The sequence below is a fragment of the Microbacterium sp. Y832 genome (assembly GCF_057669765.1).
In genome coordinates, this window is sequence record NZ_JBYHFM010000003.1 from 1 (window position 1) to 20,002 (window position 20,002).

At 69.5% G+C, this 20,002-nt stretch carries 22 protein-coding genes and 1 tRNA gene; 19 read left to right on the plus strand and 4 right to left on the minus strand.

The window, feature by feature from the left end:
- The first annotated feature begins 319 nt into the window (after window positions 1–319).
- Genes AC25YV_RS05700 through AC25YV_RS05780 form a run of 17 tightly spaced genes read left to right on the plus strand, consistent with a single transcriptional unit; the run spans window position 320 to window position 16,503 of the window.
- Window positions 320–1,258, plus strand: coding sequence for a hypothetical protein (locus AC25YV_RS05700; protein ID WP_488122878.1), 939 nt, complete (start codon window positions 320–322; stop codon window positions 1,256–1,258).
- The gene (locus AC25YV_RS05705) at window positions 1,258–2,298 is read left to right on the plus strand and encodes an HAD-IIA family hydrolase (RefSeq protein WP_488122879.1); all 1,041 of its coding nucleotides are present in this window, start codon (window positions 1,258–1,260) and stop codon (window positions 2,296–2,298) included. The genes AC25YV_RS05700 and AC25YV_RS05705 overlap by 1 nt, the downstream gene beginning before the upstream one ends.
- 38 nt (window positions 2,299–2,336) lie before the next feature.
- Window positions 2,337–2,498, plus strand: coding sequence for a hypothetical protein (locus tag AC25YV_RS05710; RefSeq protein WP_488122880.1), 162 nt, complete (start codon window positions 2,337–2,339; stop codon window positions 2,496–2,498).
- Complete coding sequence (locus AC25YV_RS05715) at window positions 2,495–3,295, plus strand: TlyA family RNA methyltransferase (protein WP_488122881.1); 801 nt, start codon at window positions 2,495–2,497, stop codon at window positions 3,293–3,295. Before AC25YV_RS05710 ends, AC25YV_RS05715 begins: the two co-directional genes overlap by 4 nt.
- Complete coding sequence (locus AC25YV_RS05720; protein WP_488122882.1) at window positions 3,292–4,242, plus strand: NAD kinase; 951 nt, start codon at window positions 3,292–3,294, stop codon at window positions 4,240–4,242. Before AC25YV_RS05715 ends, AC25YV_RS05720 begins: the two co-directional genes overlap by 4 nt.
- Complete coding sequence (recN, locus tag AC25YV_RS05725; RefSeq protein WP_488122883.1) at window positions 4,239–5,930, plus strand: DNA repair protein RecN; 1,692 nt, start codon at window positions 4,239–4,241, stop codon at window positions 5,928–5,930. Before AC25YV_RS05720 ends, recN begins: the two co-directional genes overlap by 4 nt.
- 17 nt (window positions 5,931–5,947) lie before the next feature.
- Window positions 5,948–7,651, plus strand: a complete 1,704-nt coding sequence (pyrG, locus tag AC25YV_RS05730) for a CTP synthase (RefSeq protein WP_488123418.1) — start codon at window positions 5,948–5,950, stop codon at window positions 7,649–7,651.
- Window positions 7,644–8,231, plus strand: coding sequence for an NUDIX domain-containing protein (locus AC25YV_RS05735; RefSeq protein WP_488122884.1), 588 nt, complete (start codon window positions 7,644–7,646; stop codon window positions 8,229–8,231). The genes pyrG and AC25YV_RS05735 overlap by 8 nt, the downstream gene beginning before the upstream one ends.
- A 4-nt stretch (window positions 8,232–8,235) precedes the next feature.
- Window positions 8,236–9,159: a site-specific tyrosine recombinase XerD gene (gene xerD, locus AC25YV_RS05740; protein ID WP_488122885.1), complete on the plus strand. Its 924-nt coding sequence runs from the start codon at window positions 8,236–8,238 to the stop codon at window positions 9,157–9,159.
- 59 nt (window positions 9,160–9,218) lie between these two features.
- Window positions 9,219–10,103: a ParA family protein gene (locus tag AC25YV_RS05745; RefSeq protein WP_488122886.1), complete on the plus strand. Its 885-nt coding sequence runs from the start codon at window positions 9,219–9,221 to the stop codon at window positions 10,101–10,103.
- Window positions 10,087–10,908 (plus strand): segregation and condensation protein A, encoded by an 822-nt coding sequence (locus AC25YV_RS05750; protein WP_488122887.1) that lies wholly within the window; start codon window positions 10,087–10,089, stop codon window positions 10,906–10,908. The genes AC25YV_RS05745 and AC25YV_RS05750 overlap by 17 nt, the downstream gene beginning before the upstream one ends.
- Window positions 10,898–11,464 carry an SMC-Scp complex subunit ScpB gene (scpB, locus tag AC25YV_RS05755; RefSeq protein WP_488122888.1) on the plus strand — a complete coding sequence of 189 codons (567 nt, stop codon included), beginning with the start codon at window positions 10,898–10,900 and terminating at the stop codon, window positions 11,462–11,464. The genes AC25YV_RS05750 and scpB overlap by 11 nt, the downstream gene beginning before the upstream one ends.
- Window positions 11,461–12,267: a pseudouridine synthase gene (locus AC25YV_RS05760; protein WP_488122889.1), complete on the plus strand. Its 807-nt coding sequence runs from the start codon at window positions 11,461–11,463 to the stop codon at window positions 12,265–12,267. The genes scpB and AC25YV_RS05760 overlap by 4 nt, the downstream gene beginning before the upstream one ends.
- Window positions 12,264–13,394: a prephenate dehydrogenase gene (locus AC25YV_RS05765; protein ID WP_488122890.1), complete on the plus strand. Its 1,131-nt coding sequence runs from the start codon at window positions 12,264–12,266 to the stop codon at window positions 13,392–13,394. The genes AC25YV_RS05760 and AC25YV_RS05765 overlap by 4 nt, the downstream gene beginning before the upstream one ends.
- The gene (gene cmk / locus AC25YV_RS05770; protein WP_488122891.1) at window positions 13,387–14,097 is read left to right on the plus strand and encodes a (d)CMP kinase; all 711 of its coding nucleotides are present in this window, start codon (window positions 13,387–13,389) and stop codon (window positions 14,095–14,097) included. The genes AC25YV_RS05765 and cmk overlap by 8 nt, the downstream gene beginning before the upstream one ends.
- Complete coding sequence (gene der / locus AC25YV_RS05775; RefSeq protein WP_488122892.1) at window positions 14,087–15,610, plus strand: ribosome biogenesis GTPase Der; 1,524 nt, start codon at window positions 14,087–14,089, stop codon at window positions 15,608–15,610. Before cmk ends, der begins: the two co-directional genes overlap by 11 nt.
- Window positions 15,607–16,503, plus strand: a complete 897-nt coding sequence (locus tag AC25YV_RS05780; RefSeq protein WP_488122893.1) for an NUDIX domain-containing protein — start codon at window positions 15,607–15,609, stop codon at window positions 16,501–16,503. Before der ends, AC25YV_RS05780 begins: the two co-directional genes overlap by 4 nt.
- On the opposite strand, the gene AC25YV_RS05785 is transcribed toward AC25YV_RS05780, so the two are convergent.
- From AC25YV_RS05785 to AC25YV_RS05795, 3 genes are read right to left on the minus strand one after another with little or no spacing between them, the layout of a single operon-like run.
- Window positions 16,504–16,863, minus strand: a complete 360-nt coding sequence (locus AC25YV_RS05785) for an RNA-binding S4 domain-containing protein (RefSeq protein WP_488122894.1) — start codon at window positions 16,861–16,863, stop codon at window positions 16,504–16,506. It lies immediately after the preceding gene.
- Window positions 16,860–17,531 carry a lysoplasmalogenase family protein gene (locus tag AC25YV_RS05790; protein ID WP_488122895.1) on the minus strand — a complete coding sequence of 224 codons (672 nt, stop codon included), beginning with the start codon at window positions 17,529–17,531 and terminating at the stop codon, window positions 16,860–16,862. The genes AC25YV_RS05785 and AC25YV_RS05790 overlap by 4 nt, the downstream gene beginning before the upstream one ends.
- 54 nt (window positions 17,532–17,585) lie before the next feature.
- The gene (locus tag AC25YV_RS05795) at window positions 17,586–18,167 is read right to left on the minus strand and encodes a GNAT family N-acetyltransferase (protein ID WP_488122896.1); all 582 of its coding nucleotides are present in this window, start codon (window positions 18,165–18,167) and stop codon (window positions 17,586–17,588) included.
- Window positions 18,168–18,307: 140 nt separating this feature from the next.
- On the opposite strand from AC25YV_RS05795, the gene AC25YV_RS05800 reads away from it, so the two are divergent.
- A tRNA-Pro gene (locus AC25YV_RS05800) sits at window positions 18,308–18,381 on the plus strand.
- 111 nt (window positions 18,382–18,492) lie between these two features.
- Window positions 18,493–19,203 carry a hypothetical protein gene (locus tag AC25YV_RS05805; protein ID WP_488122897.1) on the plus strand — a complete coding sequence of 237 codons (711 nt, stop codon included), beginning with the start codon at window positions 18,493–18,495 and terminating at the stop codon, window positions 19,201–19,203.
- Here AC25YV_RS05805 and AC25YV_RS05810 read toward each other — a convergent pair.
- Window positions 19,181–19,753, minus strand: coding sequence for a tyrosine-type recombinase/integrase (locus AC25YV_RS05810; protein ID WP_488122898.1), 573 nt, complete (start codon window positions 19,751–19,753; stop codon window positions 19,181–19,183). The genes AC25YV_RS05805 and AC25YV_RS05810 overlap by 23 nt on opposite strands.
- Window positions 19,754–20,002: the final 249 nt, after the last annotated feature.

Consider the following 20,002-nt stretch of genomic DNA (forward strand, 5'->3'; position numbering starts at 1 on the left):
GAAGCCGTACGCCTCGCGTGATGGTGACCGGAAGCCGTACGCTGCACGTGATGGTGACCGGAAGCCGTACGCTGCGCGCGATGGTGACCGGAAGCCGTACGCTGCGCGCGATGGTGACCGGAAGCCGTACGCTGCGCGCGATGGTGACCGGAAGCCGTACGCCTCGCGCGATGGTGACCGGAAGCCGTACGCCTCGCGCGATGGTGACCGGAAGCCGTACGCCTCGCGCGATGGTGACCGGAAGCCGTACCCTGCGCGCGACGGTGACCGGAAGCCGTATGCCTCGCGCGACGGGTCCCGCGGGGGATCCGGTCGTCCGTTGCGAGGCGGGGCCGACCGGCCAGACCGAGCAACGCGCCCTGAAGAGATCCGCGCGGTTCGGCCGCGGCACGACGACCCCGCGATCCCGGATGACGTCACACCGCAGGATCTGCACCCCAGCGCCCGCAACGAGCTCAAGACCCTGAGCAAGGAGAACGCCGAGGGCGTCGCCCGCCACCTCGCGATGGCGGCGAGGCTCATCGACGAGGATCCGGCCCTGGCTCACGAGCATGCACTGTCGGCGTCGCGCCGTGCCGGCCGCATCGCGGTCGTTCGCGAGACCCTCGCGATCACGGCATATGCCACCGGTGACTATGCGCTTGCTCTGCGTGAATTGCGCACCTACCGGCGCATCTCCGGTCGCGACGACCAGATCGCCCTGCTCGTCGACAGCGAGCGTGGCGTCGGCCGGCCCGACCGTGCTCTGGAAGCAGGTCGTGCCGTCGATCGCACGGCTCTGCCCGCAGCGGTCCGTGTCGAACTGGCGATCGCGATGTCCGGTGCTCGTCTCGACCTCGGTCAGGCCGATCGTGCCCTGCTCGAACTCGACATCCCCGAACTCAACCCCGACCGGGCGTTCGAGTGGAGCCCGGTGCTGTTCGCAGCGCGCGCGGCAGTGCTGGAAGAACTCGGTCGAGACGAAGAGGCGGCACAGTGGCAGCGTCGCGCCGTCATCGCCGCCGAGGCTCTCGATGCGGCCAGCGGCGCCGGTGATCTCGAGACGGTCCTCGTCGAGGAGGTCTTCGAGACGGATGACCCCGCTGACGAGGAGCACGCCGTGTCGATCGCTCTCGACCCCGAGGAGTCCGTCGAGGCTGAGGAGCCGGTCGAGGCTGAGGAGGATTCGGCAGTCGAGACGGCGCCCGCCGAATCGGTCGAGGACGAGGTCGCCGCAATTCTTGCGGAAGCGGGGGTCGACGAGGAGGACGACGCCTGATGGCGCTCTTCCGCCGAGACCGCGAACGCACCCAGACACCGCTCGATGGTGTCGATGTCATCCTCGCTGACCTCGACGGCGTCGTGTACGCCGGGCCCGGCCCCATCCCGCACGCCGTCGAGAGCCTGACGCGCGCACGGGAAGGGCGTCGGCTCGCGTACATCACGAACAACGCGGCACGCACCGACGCGACGGTTGCTCAGCACCTCACCGATCTCGGTCTGCGCACCGAGCCCAGCGAGGTCGTCACAAGCCCTCAAGCGGCGATGCGTCTGCTGTCGAGCCTGATTCCCGCCGGCTCCACGGTTCTCGTCGTCGGGGGAGAAGGTCTCGTCGTCGAGGTCGAGAAGGCCGGCTTCGTCATGACGCGCAGCGCAGAAGACAACCCTGCCGCGGTCGTGCAGGGCTTCGCGCCCGAGGTCGGCTGGACCCAGTTGGCCGAAGCTGCGTTCGCCCTCAAGGTACCCGAAGCCGAGGGCGGTATCCCGTGGATCGCCACCAACACAGACTGGACCATTCCTCAGGCGCGCGGTGTCGCACCCGGGAACGGCACGCTCGTCTCTGCCGTGCACACCGCCGTCGGGCGACTGGCGACCGTCGCGGGAAAGCCCGAGGTGCCGATCTTCGAAGAAGCGGTTGCACGCTTCAGCGCTCAGCGTCCACTGTTCATCGGTGACCGTCTCGACACCGACATCCTCGGGGCGAACCGGGCAGGCATCCCCTCGGCACTCGTGCTGACCGGAATCGACCGCCCCAAGCACGTGCTCGCAGCGCCCACGGGCTCACAGCCCACGTATCTTCTGCGCGACCTTCGCGATCTGCACGAGCCGTATCCCCTGGCGCGCGTGCGGGATGGCGTCGTGACGGTGCGTGGAGCGAGCGTCCGCATCGAGGGCCCCGACGTGCGGATCCTGTCGGAAGGCGACGATCCGCTCGATCTTCTCCGCGCGGGCGCGAAGGCGATCTGGGATACCGGACGTGCGATCTTCGGGTTCCGCGTGCCCGAGCTGCTCTACGCCGACCCCTTCCACCGGCCGTGACACTCGGCCACGTCGGCGGGGACACGTATCCTGGCGGCATGGAAGAGTCTGCGGCGAGTGACGAGTCTGATGACCTGCTCTCGAGCCTCGAGGTGATCGAAGCGCAGCCCCTCGCCGCGCGGGCAGCGGCCTACGAATCGCTGCACGACGCGCTCTCCCGGCGGCTCGACACCGACGTCACCGGCAACGGTCGCCCGTGACGTCCCGCCTCGACGCTGCCCTGGCCGCACGCGGGCTCGCGCGCTCGCGCACGCACGCAGCGACACTCATCGCCGACGGGCTTGTGACGGTCAACGGGCGACCCGTCGTGAAGCCCTCGACCCCCGTCGACGACGCCGCAGTGCTCGTCGTCGAAGGCGCCGACCACTACGTCAGTCGCGCCGCCCACAAGCTGCTCGCGGGGCTCGATGCGTTCGGCATCGCCGTCGCGGGACGGGTCGCCCTCGACATGGGAGCATCCACCGGCGGGTTCACCCAGGTGCTGCGCGAACGCGGCGCCGACCCCGTCATGGCCGTCGATGTCGGACACGGCCAGCTCGCGGCATCCGTCGCGGAAGATCCCGGAGTGCGCGTCGTCGAAGGCTTCAACGTGCGGCACATGACCGCCGAGTCGCTCGCCGCCGCCAGCGGCATCGCCGCCGCGCCTTCGCTCGTGACAGGCGACCTCTCGTTCATCTCACTCGAACATGTGCTGCCTGCCGTTCGGGGAGTCATCGCGCCCGACGCAGATGTCGTGCTTCTCATCAAGCCGCAGTTCGAGGTGGGCCGCACGGCCGTCAAGGGCGGCCTCGTGACGAACCCCGTGCTGCGCGCGGATGCCGTGGCACGCGTGCTGTGGCACGCGTGGGACGAGGGCCTGGGCGTGCTCGGCCTCATCGCCTCGCCCATCACGGGTACGCACGGCAACCGTGAATACGTCGTGCACCTCGCGCCGGGCCGCGGGACGGATCCGTCAGAATGGTCGAGCACCGTGAATCGACTGGCGGGAAGCCCATGACAGAGCACCAGCGCAGCATCCTCGTCGTCGCCCACGCGCGTCGAGATGACACGGTGCACGCTGCGGACCGCGTCATCGGTGCGCTCCGCGACGCCGGTGCGCGGCCCGTCCTTCTGCCGGAGGATGCCGCGGAGCTCGGCGACGTCCTCGATTCGTTCCGCTCGATCGCCCGCCTCGGCGTCGATGTGTCCGTCGATGACATCGAGCTCGTGATCGTGCTGGGCGGTGACGGCACGATCCTGCGCGCAGCCGAGCTCGTGCGCGAGAGCACCGCTCCCGTGCTGGGCATCAACATGGGGCACGTGGGCTTCCTCGCCGAGATCGAACGAGACGAGCTCGACGATGCCGTCCGTCGGGTCATCGATCGGGACTACCAGGTCGAGGAGCGACTCGCGCTGCAGGTGCGCGTCAAAGATGCGGACGACAACGTCATCTACGAGACGTGGGCACTCAACGAGGCCACGGTCGAGAAGGCGAGTCGCGAGCGCATGCTCGAAGTCGTCATCGAGATCGACGGGCGCCCGCTGTCGTCGTTCGGCTGCGATGGCGTCGTCGTCTCGACGCCGACGGGGTCGACGGCGTACAACTTCTCAGCCGGCGGTCCCGTCATCTGGCCCACCGTCGAGGCGATCTCGGTCGTCCCGCTGTCGGCGCATGCGCTGTTCGCCAAGCCTCTCGTCGTCGGCCCTGAGCACGCCGTCGCGATCGAAGTTCTCGAACGCACCAACGGCGTCGGCATCCTGTGGTGCGACGGCCGTCGCTCGCACGACCTCCCGCCCGGAGCGCGCGTCGTGGTGAACCGCTCGCCGCACCCCGTCCGGCTCGCGCGTCTGCACCCGGCCGCATTCACCGACCGACTCGTCCGCAAATTCCGCCTGCCCGTCGAGGGATGGCGCGGCCCCGCCGCCATCACGAGCGACGCCTCCGAAGGAGGCCCCGCGCAGTGATCGAAGAGATGCGCCTTCGCGACCTCGGCGTCATCGCCGAAGCGACGCTGCCCATCGGGCCGGGCTTCACCGCGATCACGGGTGAGACCGGTGCGGGCAAGACGATGGTCGTCACCGGCCTCGGACTGCTGCTCGGTCAGCGCGCCGACTCGGGAGCGGTGCGGGCCGGCGCTGCCCAGGCCGCCGTCGACGGCGTGTGGATCGTGCCCGACACCGGTCCCGTCGCCGAGCGCGTCCGCGACGCCGGCGGCGATCTCGAACCCCTCGGCGACGGCCGAGCCGAGCTCTATGTCGGCCGCTCCATCTCGAGCGAGGGTCGCGGCCGCGCCTCGGTCGGCGGTCGCGCGGCGCCGGCCGGCGTGCTCGCCGAGCTCGCGGAGCACCTCGTGGTCTTGCACGGCCAATCCGACCAGCTGCGGCTGACGTCGGCCGCGGCGCAGCGCGACGCCCTCGACCGGTTCGGGGGCGAGCCCATCCGCTCTGCGCTGCAGGAGTACACCACCGCGTACGAGCGCTGGCGGGTCGTCGACAGCGAGCTGACCACGCTCACGGCCGAGCGCGACGCGCGCGCCCGCGAGGCCGAGGAGCTGCGCGCGCAGCTCGCCGAGATCGAGCAGGCTGCGCCCCTGCCCGGCGAGGACGCCGACCTGGCGCTGCGAGCCGAGCGTCTTGCGAACGCCGAAGACCTGCGGCTCGCCGCGGCGACCGCCCACGCCGCGCTCGCCGGCGACGGCGAGCAGCCCGACGCGGCCACGCTCGCGGCAGAGGCGCGACGCGCACTCGAGCGCGCGCCCGACCCCGCGCTGCAAGAACTCACGACGCAGATCGCCGACCTCGGCTATCGCATCGTCGACGTGGCCGCATCGCTGTCGGGCTACCTCGCCGACCTCGACGACACCGGACCGCACGAGCTCGCCGCCGTCGAAGAGCGCCGCTCCGTGCTCGGCGCTCTCATCCGGGCACACGGCTCGCTCGACGCCGCGATCGAGCTGCAGGCGACCGGATCAGCGCGGCTGGCCGAACTCGACGACGACGGCGACCGCATCGAGCGACTCTCGGACGAACGGGATGCCGCGGCATCCGCCCTCGACACGGCAGCCGCCGCCCTCACCGCGGCGCGCCAGGTCGCAGCGTCCGCGCTCGGGCATGCCGTGACGGCCGAGCTGCGCGAGCTCGCGATGCCCGACGCACGCGTCGAGGTCTCGGTCGCCCCGGGCGCTGAAACAGCGGCGGGCCGCGACGATGTCGTCATCCTGCTCGCGGCGCACCCGGGGGCGACACTGCGCCCTGTGGCCAAGGGTGCCTCCGGTGGCGAGCTCAGTCGCGTCATGCTGGCGATCGAGGTCGTCATCGCCGGCACCGACCCCGTGCCCACGTTCGTCTTCGACGAAGTCGACGCCGGAATCGGCGGTGCCGCCGCGATCGAAGTGGGGCGGCGACTCGCCCGGCTCGCCCGCACGTCGCAGGTCATCGCCGTGACCCACCTCGCGCAGGTCGCGGCCTTCGCCTCGAACCACCTGTCGGTCGTCAAAGCGAGTGACGGTTCGGTGACGGCGTCGGATGTGCGGCGCCTGGACGGAGCCGAACGCGAGGCCGAGATGGCGAGACTGCTTTCGGGAATGCCCGATTCCGATGCTGCGCTGTCCCATGCGCGTGAACTGCTCGACCTGGGCATCCAGACCGACTGATAGGATTGAAGCCCGTGATGCAGACTTCTGATTCCGGAATGAATTCCGCGGGATCCACCGACGACACCACCAAGCACATCTTCGTGACCGGGGGTGTTGTTTCCTCGCTGGGCAAGGGCCTCACGGCCGCGAGTCTGGGCAATCTGCTCACGGCGCGTGGACTGCACGTGGTCATGCAGAAGCTCGACCCGTACCTCAACGTCGACCCCGGCACGATGAACCCGTTCCAGCACGGCGAGGTCTTCGTGACCGATGACGGCGCCGAGACGGACCTCGACATCGGCCACTACGAGCGCTTCCTCGACATCGAGCTCAGCGAAGCCGCGAACGTCACGACAGGACAGATCTACTCGCGCGTCATCGCGCGTGAGCGTCGCGGCGAGTACCTCGGTGACACCGTGCAGGTCATCCCGCACATCACCGACGAGATCAAGCGGCGCATGCGTCTGCAGGCGAGCGAAGACCCCCGCCCCGACGTGATCATCACCGAGATCGGCGGCACCGTCGGCGACATCGAGTCGCAGCCGTTCATCGAGTCGGCGCGGCAGATCCGCCATGAACTCGGCCGCAACAACGTCTTCTTCGTGCACGTGTCGCTCGTGCCGTTCATGGGCGCTTCCGGTGAGCAGAAGACCAAGCCCACGCAGCACTCGGTCGCCGCGCTGCGCTCGATCGGCATCCAGCCCGACGCGCTCGTGCTGCGCAGCGACCGCCCCGTCACCGAGTCCAACAAGCGCAAGATCGCGCTCATGTGCGACGTCGACGAGGCCGCTGTCGTGAACGCCGTCGACGTGCCGAGCATCTACGACATCCCCTCGATGCTCAACGAGCAGGCCCTCGACGAGTACATCGTGCGCACCCTTGGGCTCACGAAGGCCGCCGAGGTGGACTGGTCGCGCTGGAACCGCGTGCTCTCGGCCGTGCACAACCCCAAGCACGAAGTGACGATCGGTCTCGTCGGAAAGTACATCGACCTGCCCGACGCGTACCTGTCGGTCACCGAGGCGCTCAAGGCCGGCGGCTTCGCGCTGGAGACACACGTCAGCATCCGCTGGATCCCCTCGGACGAATGCGAGACGCCCGAAGGCGCCGAGAAGGCGCTCAGCGACCTCGACGGCATCATCGTCCCGGGCGGATTCGGCATCCGCGGAATCGAAGGCAAGCTCGGTGCGCTCAAGTTCGCGCGCGAGCAGGGCATTCCGACGCTCGGGATCTGTCTCGGCCTGCAGTGCATCGTGATCGAGTACGCGCGAAACGTCGCGGGAATCGAAGACGCATCGTCGAGCGAATTCGACCCTGAGACGCCTCATCCCGTCATCGCGACGATGGAGGAGCAGGTCGACATCCTCGCCGGCGGCGACCTGGGAGGCACGATGCGGCTCGGGCTCTATCCCGCCGACCTCGCCGAGGGGTCGATCGCGGCCGAGGTGTACGGCTCGCTGCGCGCCGAGGAGCGTCACCGGCACCGCTACGAGGTGAACAATCGCTACCGCGATCAGATCGCCGCGGCCGGCATGGTGTTCTCGGGTATCAACCCCGACCTCGACCTCGTCGAGTACGTCGAGTTGCCCCGCGACGTGCACCCGTACTACATCGCGACGCAGGCGCACCCCGAGCTGCGTTCGCGCCCGACGAAGGCACACCCCCTGTTCCGAGGACTGATCGGCGCCGCGCTCGAGCGGCACCGCTCCAGCGAGCTCTTCGACGTCGACAATGGCTGATTCCGCGCCCCTGGCAGACGAGCCCGCCGACCACCCCGTCGTGGACAGCGAGCTCGTCTACGAGGGCCACGTGTGGGACGTCCGCAGCGACACGGTGAGCTACGGCGGCGGCGAGATCGTGCGGCAGTACGTGGACCATCCCGGCGCGGCCGCTGTCGTCGCGCTCGATAACGAGGGGCGGGTGCTGCTCGTACAGCAGTACCGTCACCCGATCCGCCAGCGTGACTGGGAGATCCCGGCAGGGCTCCTCGACGTCGCCGGGGAGTCGCCGCTCGAGACGGCGGCCCGCGAGCTCGCCGAAGAGGCGGATCTGCGCGCGGCGGAGTGGGAGCCGCTCGTGAGCGTCTTCACGACACCCGGCGGAAACGACGAGGTCGTGCACGTGTTCCTCGCGCGGGCACTTTCGGCGCTCGAGACCCCGCACCCACGCGAAGCCGAAGAGGCAGACATCCGCGTCGAATGGGCACCGCTTCACGACGTCGTCGCGGGTGTGCTCGCGGGCAGGCTGCGCAACGGGATCCTCGCGGTCGGCGTCCTCGCGGCGGCCGAGCGGCTGCGTGCGGCGGCAGCCGGCAGGTAGTCCCGTGCAGCTCGAGCGCGCCGTCGATGCGTTTCTGCGTCACACCGCGATCGAGCGTGGCCTGTCCGACCACACCGTCGCGGCGTACGGGCGTGACCTCGCCGTCTACGCGGAGTGGCTGCACGAGCAGGGTGTCGCGGAGTCGTCCGAGGTGACCGCCGACCTCGTCGCCTCTTTCGTGGCGGCGCGGGCATCCGCCGACCCCGCTCCTGCGGCATCCAGTCTGGCGCGCCTGCAATCCTCGGTGCGGGGGCTGCATCGTTTCCTCGTGCGGGAGGGGATCGAGACCGAAGACCCCACGCAGCGGTTGCGCCCGCCGAAGCAGCCGCGCCGACTGCCGAAGGCGCTCACGATCACCCAGGTCGAACAGCTGCTGGATGCCGCCGGACCCGCGCCGTCCGACGCTGCGCCCGGCGACCTGCGGGGCCTGCGCGACCGGGCCCTGCTCGAGATGCTCTACGCGACGGGTGCCCGCGTGTCCGAGGTCGTGCAGCTCGACGTCGACGATCTCGCGCACGGCGACGTGCTGCGCGTGCGGGGAAAGGGAGACAAAGAGCGGATCGTGCCGATCGGCTCGTATGCGCGCGCCGCGGTAGACGCCTACCTCACCCGGGTGCGGCCCGAACTGTCGACGCGAGGTGCCGCGACGCCTCGCCTCTTCCTCGGGATGCGCGGCGCGCCGTTGTCGCGACAGAGCGCGTGGCTCGTCATGCGGGATGCCGCCGAGCGGGCGAGTCTCGCCGCTCATGTCTCGCCCCACACGCTGCGCCATTCCTTCGCGACGCACCTGCTGCAGGGTGGCGCCGACGTGCGCGTCGTGCAGGAGCTGCTCGGACACGCGTCGGTCGCGACGACGCAGATCTACACCCACGTCTCGGTCGACACGCTGCGCGATGTCTACGCGACGTCTCACCCGCGCGCGCGCTGAGGTGCGCGGGCAGCCGTGTGCGAGAATCGGTGCACGGCAAAGCGAAGACAGGAGAGTCGGTGGCGGGCAGAACGCGCGGCGCGAAGCAGGCGTCTGAGGGCGACATCCCGGTCGGGCCGACCGGTCGTCCATACCAGGGCTTCGCGACTCCTCCCAAGCTCGACAGCCACGGGCCCGCGCGCATCATCTCGCTGTGCAACCAGAAGGGTGGCGTCGGAAAGACGACGACGACCATCAACCTGGCCGCCGCGCTCGCAAGCTACGGTCGCAAAGTGCTCGCGGTCGACTTCGATCCGCAGGGCGCGCTGTCGGCGGGCCTCGGCATCCAGACCCACGACATCCCCACGGTCTACGATCTGCTGCTGGACCCCAAGCGCGACCCGTACGACGTGATCGTTCACACGCGCGTCGAGGGGCTCGATGTCGTCCCGGCGAACATCGACCTGTCGGCGGCCGAAGTGCACCTGGTCAACGAGGTCGCCCGCGAGACGATCCTCGCTCGCGTGCTGCGCAAGGTGGCGGGGGACTATGACGTCATCCTCGTCGACTGCCAGCCGTCGCTGGGCCTGCTCACCGTCAATGCACTGACTGCGAGCCACGGCGTCGTCATTCCGCTGGAATGCGAGTTCTTCGCACTGCGCGGAGTCGCCCTGCTCATCGAGACGATCGACAAGGTGCGCGACCGTCTCAACCCGACGATCGAACTCGATGGCGTGCTCGCGACGATGTACGACCCGCGCACGCTGCATTCGCGCGAAGTTCTCGAGCGCGTCGTCGATGCGTTCGGCGACGACGTGCTCGAGACCGTCATCGGTCGCACCGTGAAGTTCCCGGATGCCTCGGTGTCGGGCATGCCCATCACCGATTTCGCGCCCGAGCACGCGGCCGCGCAGGCCTATCTGCGGCTCGCGCGGGAGCTGGTCGCCCGTGGCGCCGTCGCCTGAACAGGCCGCTGAGACCGAAGAGGGTGCAGGCTTTCGAGTCTCGCTGGGAGTCTTCGACGGGCCGTTCGATCTGCTGCTGACGCTGCTGTCCAAGCATGAGCTCGACATCACCGACGTGGCGCTGTCGCAGGTGACAGCGGAGTTCCTGTCGTACCTGCGCGAGCTCGGTCCCGACGAAGAGCTCGAAGAGGCCTCGGAGTTCCTCGTCGTCGCGGCGACGCTGCTGGACATGAAGGTCGCCGGGCTCCTGCCCCAGGGCGAGCTCGTCGACGCCGAGTCGGTCGCTCTGCTCGAGGCGCGCGACCTGCTCTTCGCCCGGCTGCTGCAGTACCGCGCGTTCAAAGAGGTCTCGACCTGGTTCGCGGCGGGCCTCAACTCCGAGGACCGGCGTCACGTGCGGGCCGTCCCGCTCGACGAGAAGCACCGCACGGCCGTGCCCGAGCTCGTGTGGAGCCTCACGCCGCAGGACTTCGCGGCGCTCGCCATCGTGGCGATGACGCCGAAGGAGATTCCCCACGTCGGCCTCGATCACCTGCACGCCCCGCTCGTCAGCATCCGCGAACAGGCTGCCGTCGTCGTGACCCTGCTGCGCAACGCCGGGACCCTGACGTTTCGCGAACTCATCGCGGGCGTCGCCCAGCAGGGTGTCGTCGTCGCACGGTTCCTGTCGGTGCTCGAGCTGTATCGCCACGCCGCCCTCTCGTTCGAGCAGCTCGAACCGCTCGGCGAGCTGACCCTGCGCTGGACCGCGGAGCGCTGGTCCGATGAGAATCTCGCGAGCCTGGGAGCCGACTATGACAACTGACTCATCGCTCGCGCGGCGGCTGGAGGCGATCCTGCTGATCGTCGACGAGCCGCAGAGCCTCGTGAATCTCGCGACCGCGGTATCCGCGCCGATCCCCGCCGTGCGGCAGGCGATCGAAGGGCTCGTGGCCGACTACGACGGACTGTCCGGTGGCCCGCGCCGCGGATTCGAGCTGCGCGAAGTGGGCGGCGGGTGGCGGCTGTACGTCCGGGCCGAGCACGACGACCTCGTCGCCGAGTTCGTCGGGGGGCAGGCGCCGTCCCGGCTGTCGCAGGCTGCGCTCGAGACGCTCGCCGTCATCGCCTACAAGCAGCCGGTGACCCGCTCGCAGGTCGCCTCGATCCGGGCTGTCAACGTCGACTCGGTCGTGCGTACGCTCGTGGCTCGCGGCCTCATCACCGAACTGTTCACGGATGCCGAGACGGGCGCCATCAACTACGGCACGACGGATGCCCTGTTGGTGAACCTCGGCATCAACTCACTCGACGAGCTGCCGCCGATCTCGCCGCTGCTCGATGACGGCGCCGACGGATTCGATTTGGAGAATATGAGATGACGACCCCTTCAACGAACTCAGAGACCGGTGGCGAGGGTATCCGCCTGCAGAAGGTGCTCGCCAACGCCGGCGTCGCGTCGCGCCGCGTGTCGGAGCAGCTCATCGTCGAGGGGCGGGTGCGCGTCAACGGCACCGTCGTGACCGAGCTCGGCAGCCGCATCGACCCCGAGAGCGACCTCGTGGACGTCGACGGGACGGCGGTGCAGCTCGACCAGTCCAAGCGCTACGTCATGCTCAACAAGCCCACCGGCGTCGTGAGCTCGATGCGCGACGATCGCGGCCGACCCGATCTTCGCCGCTACACCGAGGACTGGCCCGAACGGCTCTATAACGTCGGACGCCTCGACGCCGACACGAGCGGTCTGCTCGTGCTCACGAACGACGGTGACCTCGCCCATGTGCTGGCGCACCCCTCGTTCGGGGTGACCAAGGTCTACATCGCCAAGGTGACAGGTCGCGTGACGCCGCAGACCGTGGCGGTGCTCACGAAGGGCATCGAGCTCGAGGACGGACCGATCGCCGCCGACAAGGCGCGTCTGCTCGACGCCGGTCGTGAGGCATCCCTTGTCGAACTGACTCTGCACTCGGGGCGCAACCGCATCGTCCGCCGCATGATGGATGCCGTCGGGCATCCGGTCGAAGAGCTTGTGCGACGGCAGTTCGGTCCGCTGCATCTCGGCACCCTGCCCGTGGGGAAGGCCCGCGAGTTGACTAAGCTGGAGCGGGGCGAGCTGCTGACGCTGTCGCGACAGGCCGCCCCGCCGGACGGGGAGGACCCCGCAGGGGACCAGGAGACCGAGTGAGCGATTCCAGCGCCGCATCCGGGCGTGCCGCAACGCTCGCACCGCGCGTGCACGGCACCGTCCGCATCGTGGGTGCGGGCCTGCTCGGCGCGAGCATCGGCCACGCCCTGAGTGCGCTCGGCGTCGATGTCGCCCTGGACGACTCATCGCCCTCTCAGCTGCGCCTCGCCGTCGACTACGGCGCAGGCCGCGCGGCGAGCGAAGACGATGACCCGACCCTCGTCGTCGTGGCCGTTCCGCCCGACGTGACCGCTGACGTCATCGAGCGCGAACTCGCGGCGCACCCGCGCGCGGTCGTCACCGACGTCGCGAGCGTCAAGCTCCAGCCGTTGAACCAGCTGCGTGAGCGAGGCGTCGACCTCACCCGTTACATCGGCTCGCACCCGCTCGCCGGACGCGAGCGCGGCGGCGCGATCTCGTCGCGCGCCGACATCTTCGTCGGACGGCCCTGGGTCGTGTGCCGTGACGAAGAGACCTCGTCGGCGCATCTCGCGCTCGTCGAGGGCCTCGCGCTGGATCTGCGCGCCATGCCGATCGAGATGTCGCCCGACGAGCACGATCGCTCGGTGGCTCTTGTTTCGCACGTGCCGCAGCTCGTCGCGAGTCTGCTCGCGGGCCGCTTCGTCGGCGTCAGCGAGGGCTCGCTGCGACTGGCCGGGCAGGGCGTGCGCGACACGACCCGGATCGCGGCGTCGGCTCCAGAGCTGTGGGTGCAGATCCTCGGCGCGAACGCGGCGCCCGTCGTCGATGTGCTCGATGCGCTCGCGGCAGACCTGAGATCGGTCGCCGACGCGCTGCGCGCACCGGAAGCACCGGGTGCTCGCCGCGCCGTCGCGGATACGATCCGCCGGGGCAACGAGGGTGTCGAGCGGCTCCCGGGCAAGCACGGGCAGAATCGGCGCTTCGAGCAGGTCGTCGTCATGGTCGACGACACGGCCGGACAACTCGGCAGACTTTTCGGTGAACTGGGCGACCTCGACGTCAACGTCGAGGACCTGCGTCTCGAGCACTCGCCCGGCGCGCAGTTCGGCCTCGCCGAGATCAGCGTCGAGCCCGATGCTGTGGGTCGTGCCGTAGAGGGCCTGGAATCCCGCGGCTGGAAGATTGCGAGTACCTCGAATGACTGACTCTTCGCACGGCGCCCCCGTCATCGTCGCGATCGACGGCCCGGCCGGCAGCGGCAAGTCGAGCGTGTCCAAGCAGGCGGCGCGTTCGCTCGGCTACGGCTACCTGGACACCGGCGCTGCATATCGCGCCCTCGCCTGGCACGCCCTGTCGCGCGGAATCGACACCGTCGATTCGGCCGCCGTCCTCGACGTGTCCGCCGACTTCGAATTCGAGATCTCGCTCGACCCCGACGCCTACGTGGTGCGGGTCGGCCAGACCGATGTGACAGACGCCATCCGCGAGCCCGCCGTCTCGGACGCCGTGAGCGGGGTTGCGCGGGTTCCCGCCGTGCGGGAGGCGATCAACGCCATGTTCCGCACCCTGCTGGCCGCGGCCGAGTGGCCCGGCGTTTTCGTCGAGGGCCGTGACATCACGACCGTTGTCGCCCCCGACGCGCCCGTGCGCATCCTGCTGACGGCCGCTCCCGAGGTGCGCGCTGCGCGCCGCAGCGCCGAAGTGACGACGCAGGATGCCGCCGCTGTCGCGACCGCCCTGCACCGCCGGGATGCGTCCGACTCGTCCGTCGTCGACTTCCTCACAGCGGCACCCGGGGTGACCGTGGTGGACTCGACGCGACTTAACTTCGATGAGACCGTGCGCGCCGTGCTCGATGTCGTGCACGCGACGCTCACGAACGAGGCAGGAGAAACCCGTGGCAGCTGAAGACGAATACGAGGCGGGGCCGGACGACCTGGCCGAAAAACTCGCCGACCTGGACGAACAACTCGCCGACCAGCGAGCCGAAGCGCTGCGCGCGGGCCTGGCCGATTACGACCTCGACGAGGAAGACGCGGCTCTGCTCGAAGGGCTGCAGTCGGGGATCGACGGCATCGAGTTCTTCCCCGCTCTTCCCGTCGTGGCGATCGTCGGTCGCCCGAACGTCGGCAAGTCGGCGCTCGTGAACCGCATCCTCGGCCGCCGCGAGGCCGTCGTCGAAGACACGCCGGGCGTCACGCGTGACCGCGTGACGTACAAGGCGGAGTGGCTCGAACGGCGCTTCTCGCTCGTGGACACCGGCGGCTGGGAGCCCGATGCCCGCGGCATCGACCGTTCGGTCGCCGCGCAGGCCGAGGTCGCGATCGACCTGTCCGACGTCGTGCTCTTCGTCGTCGACGCCATGGTCGGCGCGACGTCGACCGATGAGCACGTCGTCAAGCTGCTGCGCAAGAGCGGCAAGCCGACCTTCCTCGTCGCGAACAAGGTCGACGACGCGCGTCAGGAGCCCGAGGCCGCAGCACTGTGGAGCCTGGGTCTGGGTGAACCGCACCCGGTCTCGGCGATCCACGGGCGCGGCGTCGCCGACCTGCTCGATGCGGTCGTCAAGGTGCTGCCCGACGTGTCGGCTGTCGCCAAGCACGAGATCGGCGGCCCCCGCCGCGTCGCGATCCTCGGCCGGCCCAACGTCGGAAAGTCATCGCTGCTGAACAAGGCCGCGGGCGAAGAGCGCGTCGTCGTCAATGAACTGGCGGGCACCACGCGCGACCCGGTCGATGAGATCGTCGAGCTCGGCGGGCGGCTGTGGCGGTTCGTCGACACCGCCGGCATCCGTCGTCGCGTGCACCTGCAGCAGGGCGCCGACTTCTATGCGTCGCTGCGCACGTCAGCCGCGCTCGAGAAGGCCGAGGTCGCCGTCGTCGTGCTCGACGTGTCCGAGACGCTCAGCGAGCAGGACGTGCGGATCATCGACCTCGTTCTCGAGTCGGGCCGGGCGCTCGTGCTCGCGTTCAACAAGTGGGATCGTCTGAACGACGACGACATGGAGGACATCGATCGCCGCCGCTACCTCGAGCGGGAGATCGAGCAGGATCTCGCGCACGTGGCGTGGGCTCCGCGGGTCAACATCTCGGCGCGCACGGGTCGTCACCTCGACAAGCTCGTGCCGGCGCTCGAAACGGCGCTCGAGTCGTGGGATCAGCGCATCGCGACGGGCAAGTTCAACGCGTTCCTCTCCGAGCTGGTCGCCGAGCACCCGCACCCCGTGCGCGGCGGCAAACAGCCCCGCATCCTGTTCGGGACGCAGGCGTCGACCCGTCCGCCCACATTCGTGCTGTTCACGACGGGCTTCCTCGATCAGGGCTACCGTCGATTCATTCAGCGCCGCCTGCGCGAGCTGTACGGCTTCGAAGGAACCCCCATCGTCATCAACATGCGTGTCCGGGAGCGTCGCCAGCGGTGAGCATCGTTCCTCCGGTCGGTGGCGAGCCGCGCCGCCCTCTCGGGCCGCGCGACCCGGGAGACGCGTGGGTCGTCGCACCGACGGGGGAGCGGTACTGGGGGCGCTTCGGCGCCGCCGGCCTGCTCGCGATCGATGCCCAGCGTGGCGTGCTGCTGCAGCACCGTGTCGCGTGGAGCCATCACGGCGACACGTGGGGGCTGCCCGGCGGCGCGCTGCATGAAGGCGAGCCGGCGACGACCGGCGCCGTGCGCGAAGCGCAGGAGGAAGCGGGACTCCCCGAAGGCGCGACCCGCACGCGCGTGCTGAGTGTCTTCGACCTCGGCTACTGGAGCTATACGACGGTCGTCGCCGACGTGGTTGTCCCGTTCGAGGCGGTCATCACCGACCCCGAGAGCCGAGCCCTGGAGTGGGTTGCCGTCGACGAGGTCGCCGAACGCCCCCTGCACCCCGGGTTCGCGGCGTCGTGGGAACGGCTCCGCGGGCTGCTGGGCGTTCGCCCCGTCGTCGTGGTCGACGCCGCGAACGTCGTCGGCTCGGTGCCGGACGGCTGGTGGCGCGACCGCGCCGGGGCCAACGAGCGACTGCTCGAACGGGTCGCCGCGCACGCCCGCGCCGGTGTCGCCGCGTCGGCGCTGGACCTCGCAGAAGACGTCTGGTTTCCCGACTGGGTGGTCGTCGTCGAGGGAGCGGCGCGCGGAGTGGCTGAGGCCGAGGGCGTCGAGGTCGTGCGCGCGGACGCATCGGGTGACGACGCGATCGTCGCGACGGTCGCCCGGCTCGCGGCGTCGCGCGGACCTGTCACGGTCGTGACGAGCGACCGTGAGCTCGCTGATCGCGTGATCTCCGCCGGAGCCGCTCGCGTGCAGGGTGCTCGCTGGCTGCTCGACCTGTAGTCAGCGCCCGAGGAATCGTTCGATCTCGCGCCGTTCGCGCTTGGTCGGCCGACCCGCGCCGCGGTCGCGCTGCGCCACGACCGGAATGCTCTCGCGCGGGGGCGTGCGGTCTTCGACCGACTCGGCGACGAGCGCAGCGCCCACTCGCTTTGTGATCGTCTTGCGGACGACGAGGTGGCGGTCGAAGCCCGAGATCCGCACCCGCACCTCGTCGCCGGGGCGCACCTGCTGTGCAGCCTTCGCCCGTTCTCCGTTGACGCGCACGTGTCCGGCGCGGCACGCCTGCGTCGCGAGAGTGCGCGTCTTGTAGACGCGCACGGCCCAGAGCCAGGCGTCGACGCGAGCCGGGGCATCCGTCATGAGACCGGGTGCGTCGTGCGGTGGGGGGCGCGCAGGCTGACGAGGGCGCCCGCGGCGATGAGGCCTTGGCCGAGCGTGTAGGTGAGCATAACGAGAGGACTCGTCCAGTCGGGCACCGCGTCGGGCAGGAAGAGGCGGAAGGCCAGGATCGAATCCGACGCCAGGAAGAACACACCGCCCCACGCGATGAGCGGGTGGCAACGGGATGCCGTGGCGGCGGTGCCGCCCAGGACGAGACCGTAGAGCGCGACCGGGATGAGCAGCGCGCCCAGGTGCGGCGCGAGCACGAGCAGGAGGGCGACCCACCAGAGCGCGAAGACTGCCGACCACAGCGGCAGCCGGCGCCGCGCGAGGGTGCGGACGAAGAGCACGATGTAGCAGACGTGCGCGAGGCCGAACCACAGCAACATCAGCGGCACGGTCGGAGCCCACGGGAAGAACGTGCCGGCGCCGTCACCGAGCCAGGACAGCCCGATCGCGACGAGGAGGAGCGTCGTTGCTCCCGTCCAGGGTCGTCCGCGAGAACCCCAGAGTACTGCGAGCGCGAGGAGCGGCATGAGGGTGAGCTTGGTGGGGGCCGCGACCGCGTCGGAACCGAACGCGAGGGCCGTGACGTGCACGATCGAGAGCACGATGTAGGGGATGAACCCGATCCAGAGCCGTGGCATGGTCCTCCTCGACGGTGTGCGGCAGAGTCACCATCGTCGCACGTGTGTCGTCGCTCAGCGGGTGAGGTCGAGGGCTACGACCGCGAGGTCGGGGCGCGGCCGGGCGACCTCGCGGAATCCCGCCGCGCGGAAGGTCGACACGACGCCGTGGAACAGCTCGTTCGAGGAACGACGCCGGCCCGCGTCGGGGTCGATGGGGTAGCCCTCGACGACGCGCGCGCCGTTCTCACGGGCGAAGGTGACGGCCGCGTCGAGCAACGCCGCGGTGAGCCCGGCGCGCCGGTGCTCTTTGCGGACCACGAAGCACGTGATCGCCCAGACCGACGGGTCATCCCACGGCTCTTCGGTCGCTGTGGCGAAGTTGCGCGTGCGGGCGAGGCGCGGCTGAGCCGTGCGAGGGCCGACGCGCACCCACGCCGCCGGATCACCGTCGACATAGGCGACGAGACCGGGAGCGGGCGTCGTCGCGATCTCGTCACGCAGAAGGGCTTCGCGCTGGGGGACCGGTGTACGGTTCCACTCCGATGCGGTGAGCGTCCACCACTGGCACTGGCACCCCGGTCCGTCGCCGCCGCCGGTAAGCGCATGCTCGACGTCGTCGAAGCGGGTGGCCGGTTCGATCCGGATCTCAGGCATGCGCCGACGGTACTCCCGGTCGGCGACATCGACAACCACGCCCTGTGCGGAGCGGACCGCCCTCAGAGGTCGGTCGCGTTCGCGGCACCCTTCGGGACCGGGTAGGATGGTGGAGTTGTCCGCGCAGCGGACGATGGATCCGGGATGTGGCGCAGCTTGGTAGCGCACTTGACTGGGGGTCAAGGGGTCGCAGGTTCAAATCCTGTCATCCCGACCGGTATAGGCCCGGAATCTCGCAAGAGGTTCCGGGCCTTCTGCATGCCCGGGAATCGCCGAGGACTCCAAAAGGACTCCGACTGTCGGCGCGCTCTGTCAGGATTTGGGCGTGCCGTCGCCAGTCATTCTCAAGCTCACGCCGCTTCCCGCGAAGCTCCCGGCGCTCTCGGCATTCGTGCAGACTGTGCGGCGGCTCCGCGCATCACATGCAAGCGTGCAGGCTCTGCTGGACAACCTGAGTGATCTGCGCGCCGCGAAGAAGGTCGAGGGGACCAAGCTCGCTCGGCTCGGCCATGCAGAAAGCGATCTGCTCCGGGCGGCCATCCTCTTCTCCGGGGCGGGGGTGGATGCGGTGCTGAAGCAACTCGTGCGCGACAATCTGCCGATACTGCTCAACGCCCACCCGCGGACGATCGGCAAATGGATGAAGTTCCTGGGCGATCTGAGCAAGCAGGAGCGCTCTGTCTTTGCCGTCCTGAGAAGCTCGTCCGTCGATGAAGCCCTGCTGACTGCCTACATCGAATCGCTCACGACGCGCAGTCTGCAGGGCGAGGACGAACTCAAGAATGTGCGTGACGCGTTGGGACTTGACCTGAAGGTGTTCTCGAATCAGCGTCTGGAGTCGTTTCGCGACTTCTTCGCGGCGCGGAACATGATCGCGCATGAACTCGATCTGAAACCGTCCAGAGGCCAGGGCGACGCGGAGAAGCGTGATCGGAACATGAAGGCTTCGCTCGATCTCTGCAACAACGTCTTCTTGCTGCTGGTTGAGTACGTGCAAGCAACCGAAGAGCTCATCAACCCGCGCCTGGGTGGCTAACTCCGATGACCCGAACCGGAGCGGCCGCTACGCTCTGCTGGGCGATGTGAGCCGAGAACGCGGCGCGGTGGCGGGAGTAGTCCCGCGGGCGCAGGTGGGCGTACACCTTGTCGGTGATGGCGTAGCTCGCGTGCCCCATCGCCCGGGATAGCTCGTGCATGTCGAGCGCGCCGCTTTCGAGCGCCAGCGTGGCGAAGGTGTGCCGCAGCTCGTGGAAGTGGAGTCCGGCTAGATCCGCCCGCTCACACGCAGGCTTGAACGTGTAGCGATAGAACCCTTTCGGGTCGAACTCGCGGTCGTAGCTCAGGCGGTTGTGCCCCGGAACCTTCCCCGGCCGCAGTCCCGTCTCCAGGTCGTCGCGGTGCGGATGAGAGCGCAAGTGCGCGCCGAGGTCACGGAACAGCACCTCATCCAGGATCGGCACGCTTCGCACGGCCCGCGCGGTCTTGGGCGCGCCGGTGGCGTAGCCCTTGCTCGTGTGCGTCTTGTTGAGCTTGACGTTCACTTCGCCTCGGCGCATGTCGATGTCTCGGATGCGAAGCGCTGCCACCTCGCCCCCGCGCGCAGCCCCGTCAGCGCCGCGAAGCGCACCAGCAGGTCGTAGGGCGGCGCAGAGCGGACAGCAGATCCACGATCACGCTGAAAAGTAATCGTCCGCGTTCGGCCCGAACTACCTTGAAGAGATCCGTGAAGGATGAGCGGAGAGATCGTCGCGGCGCCCCGCAGCACTGGCGCGTCCGCTCACGGCGCGTTGGCCCCCCGCAGGCTCGACTACCGTGGACACGGCACGCGAAAGAGG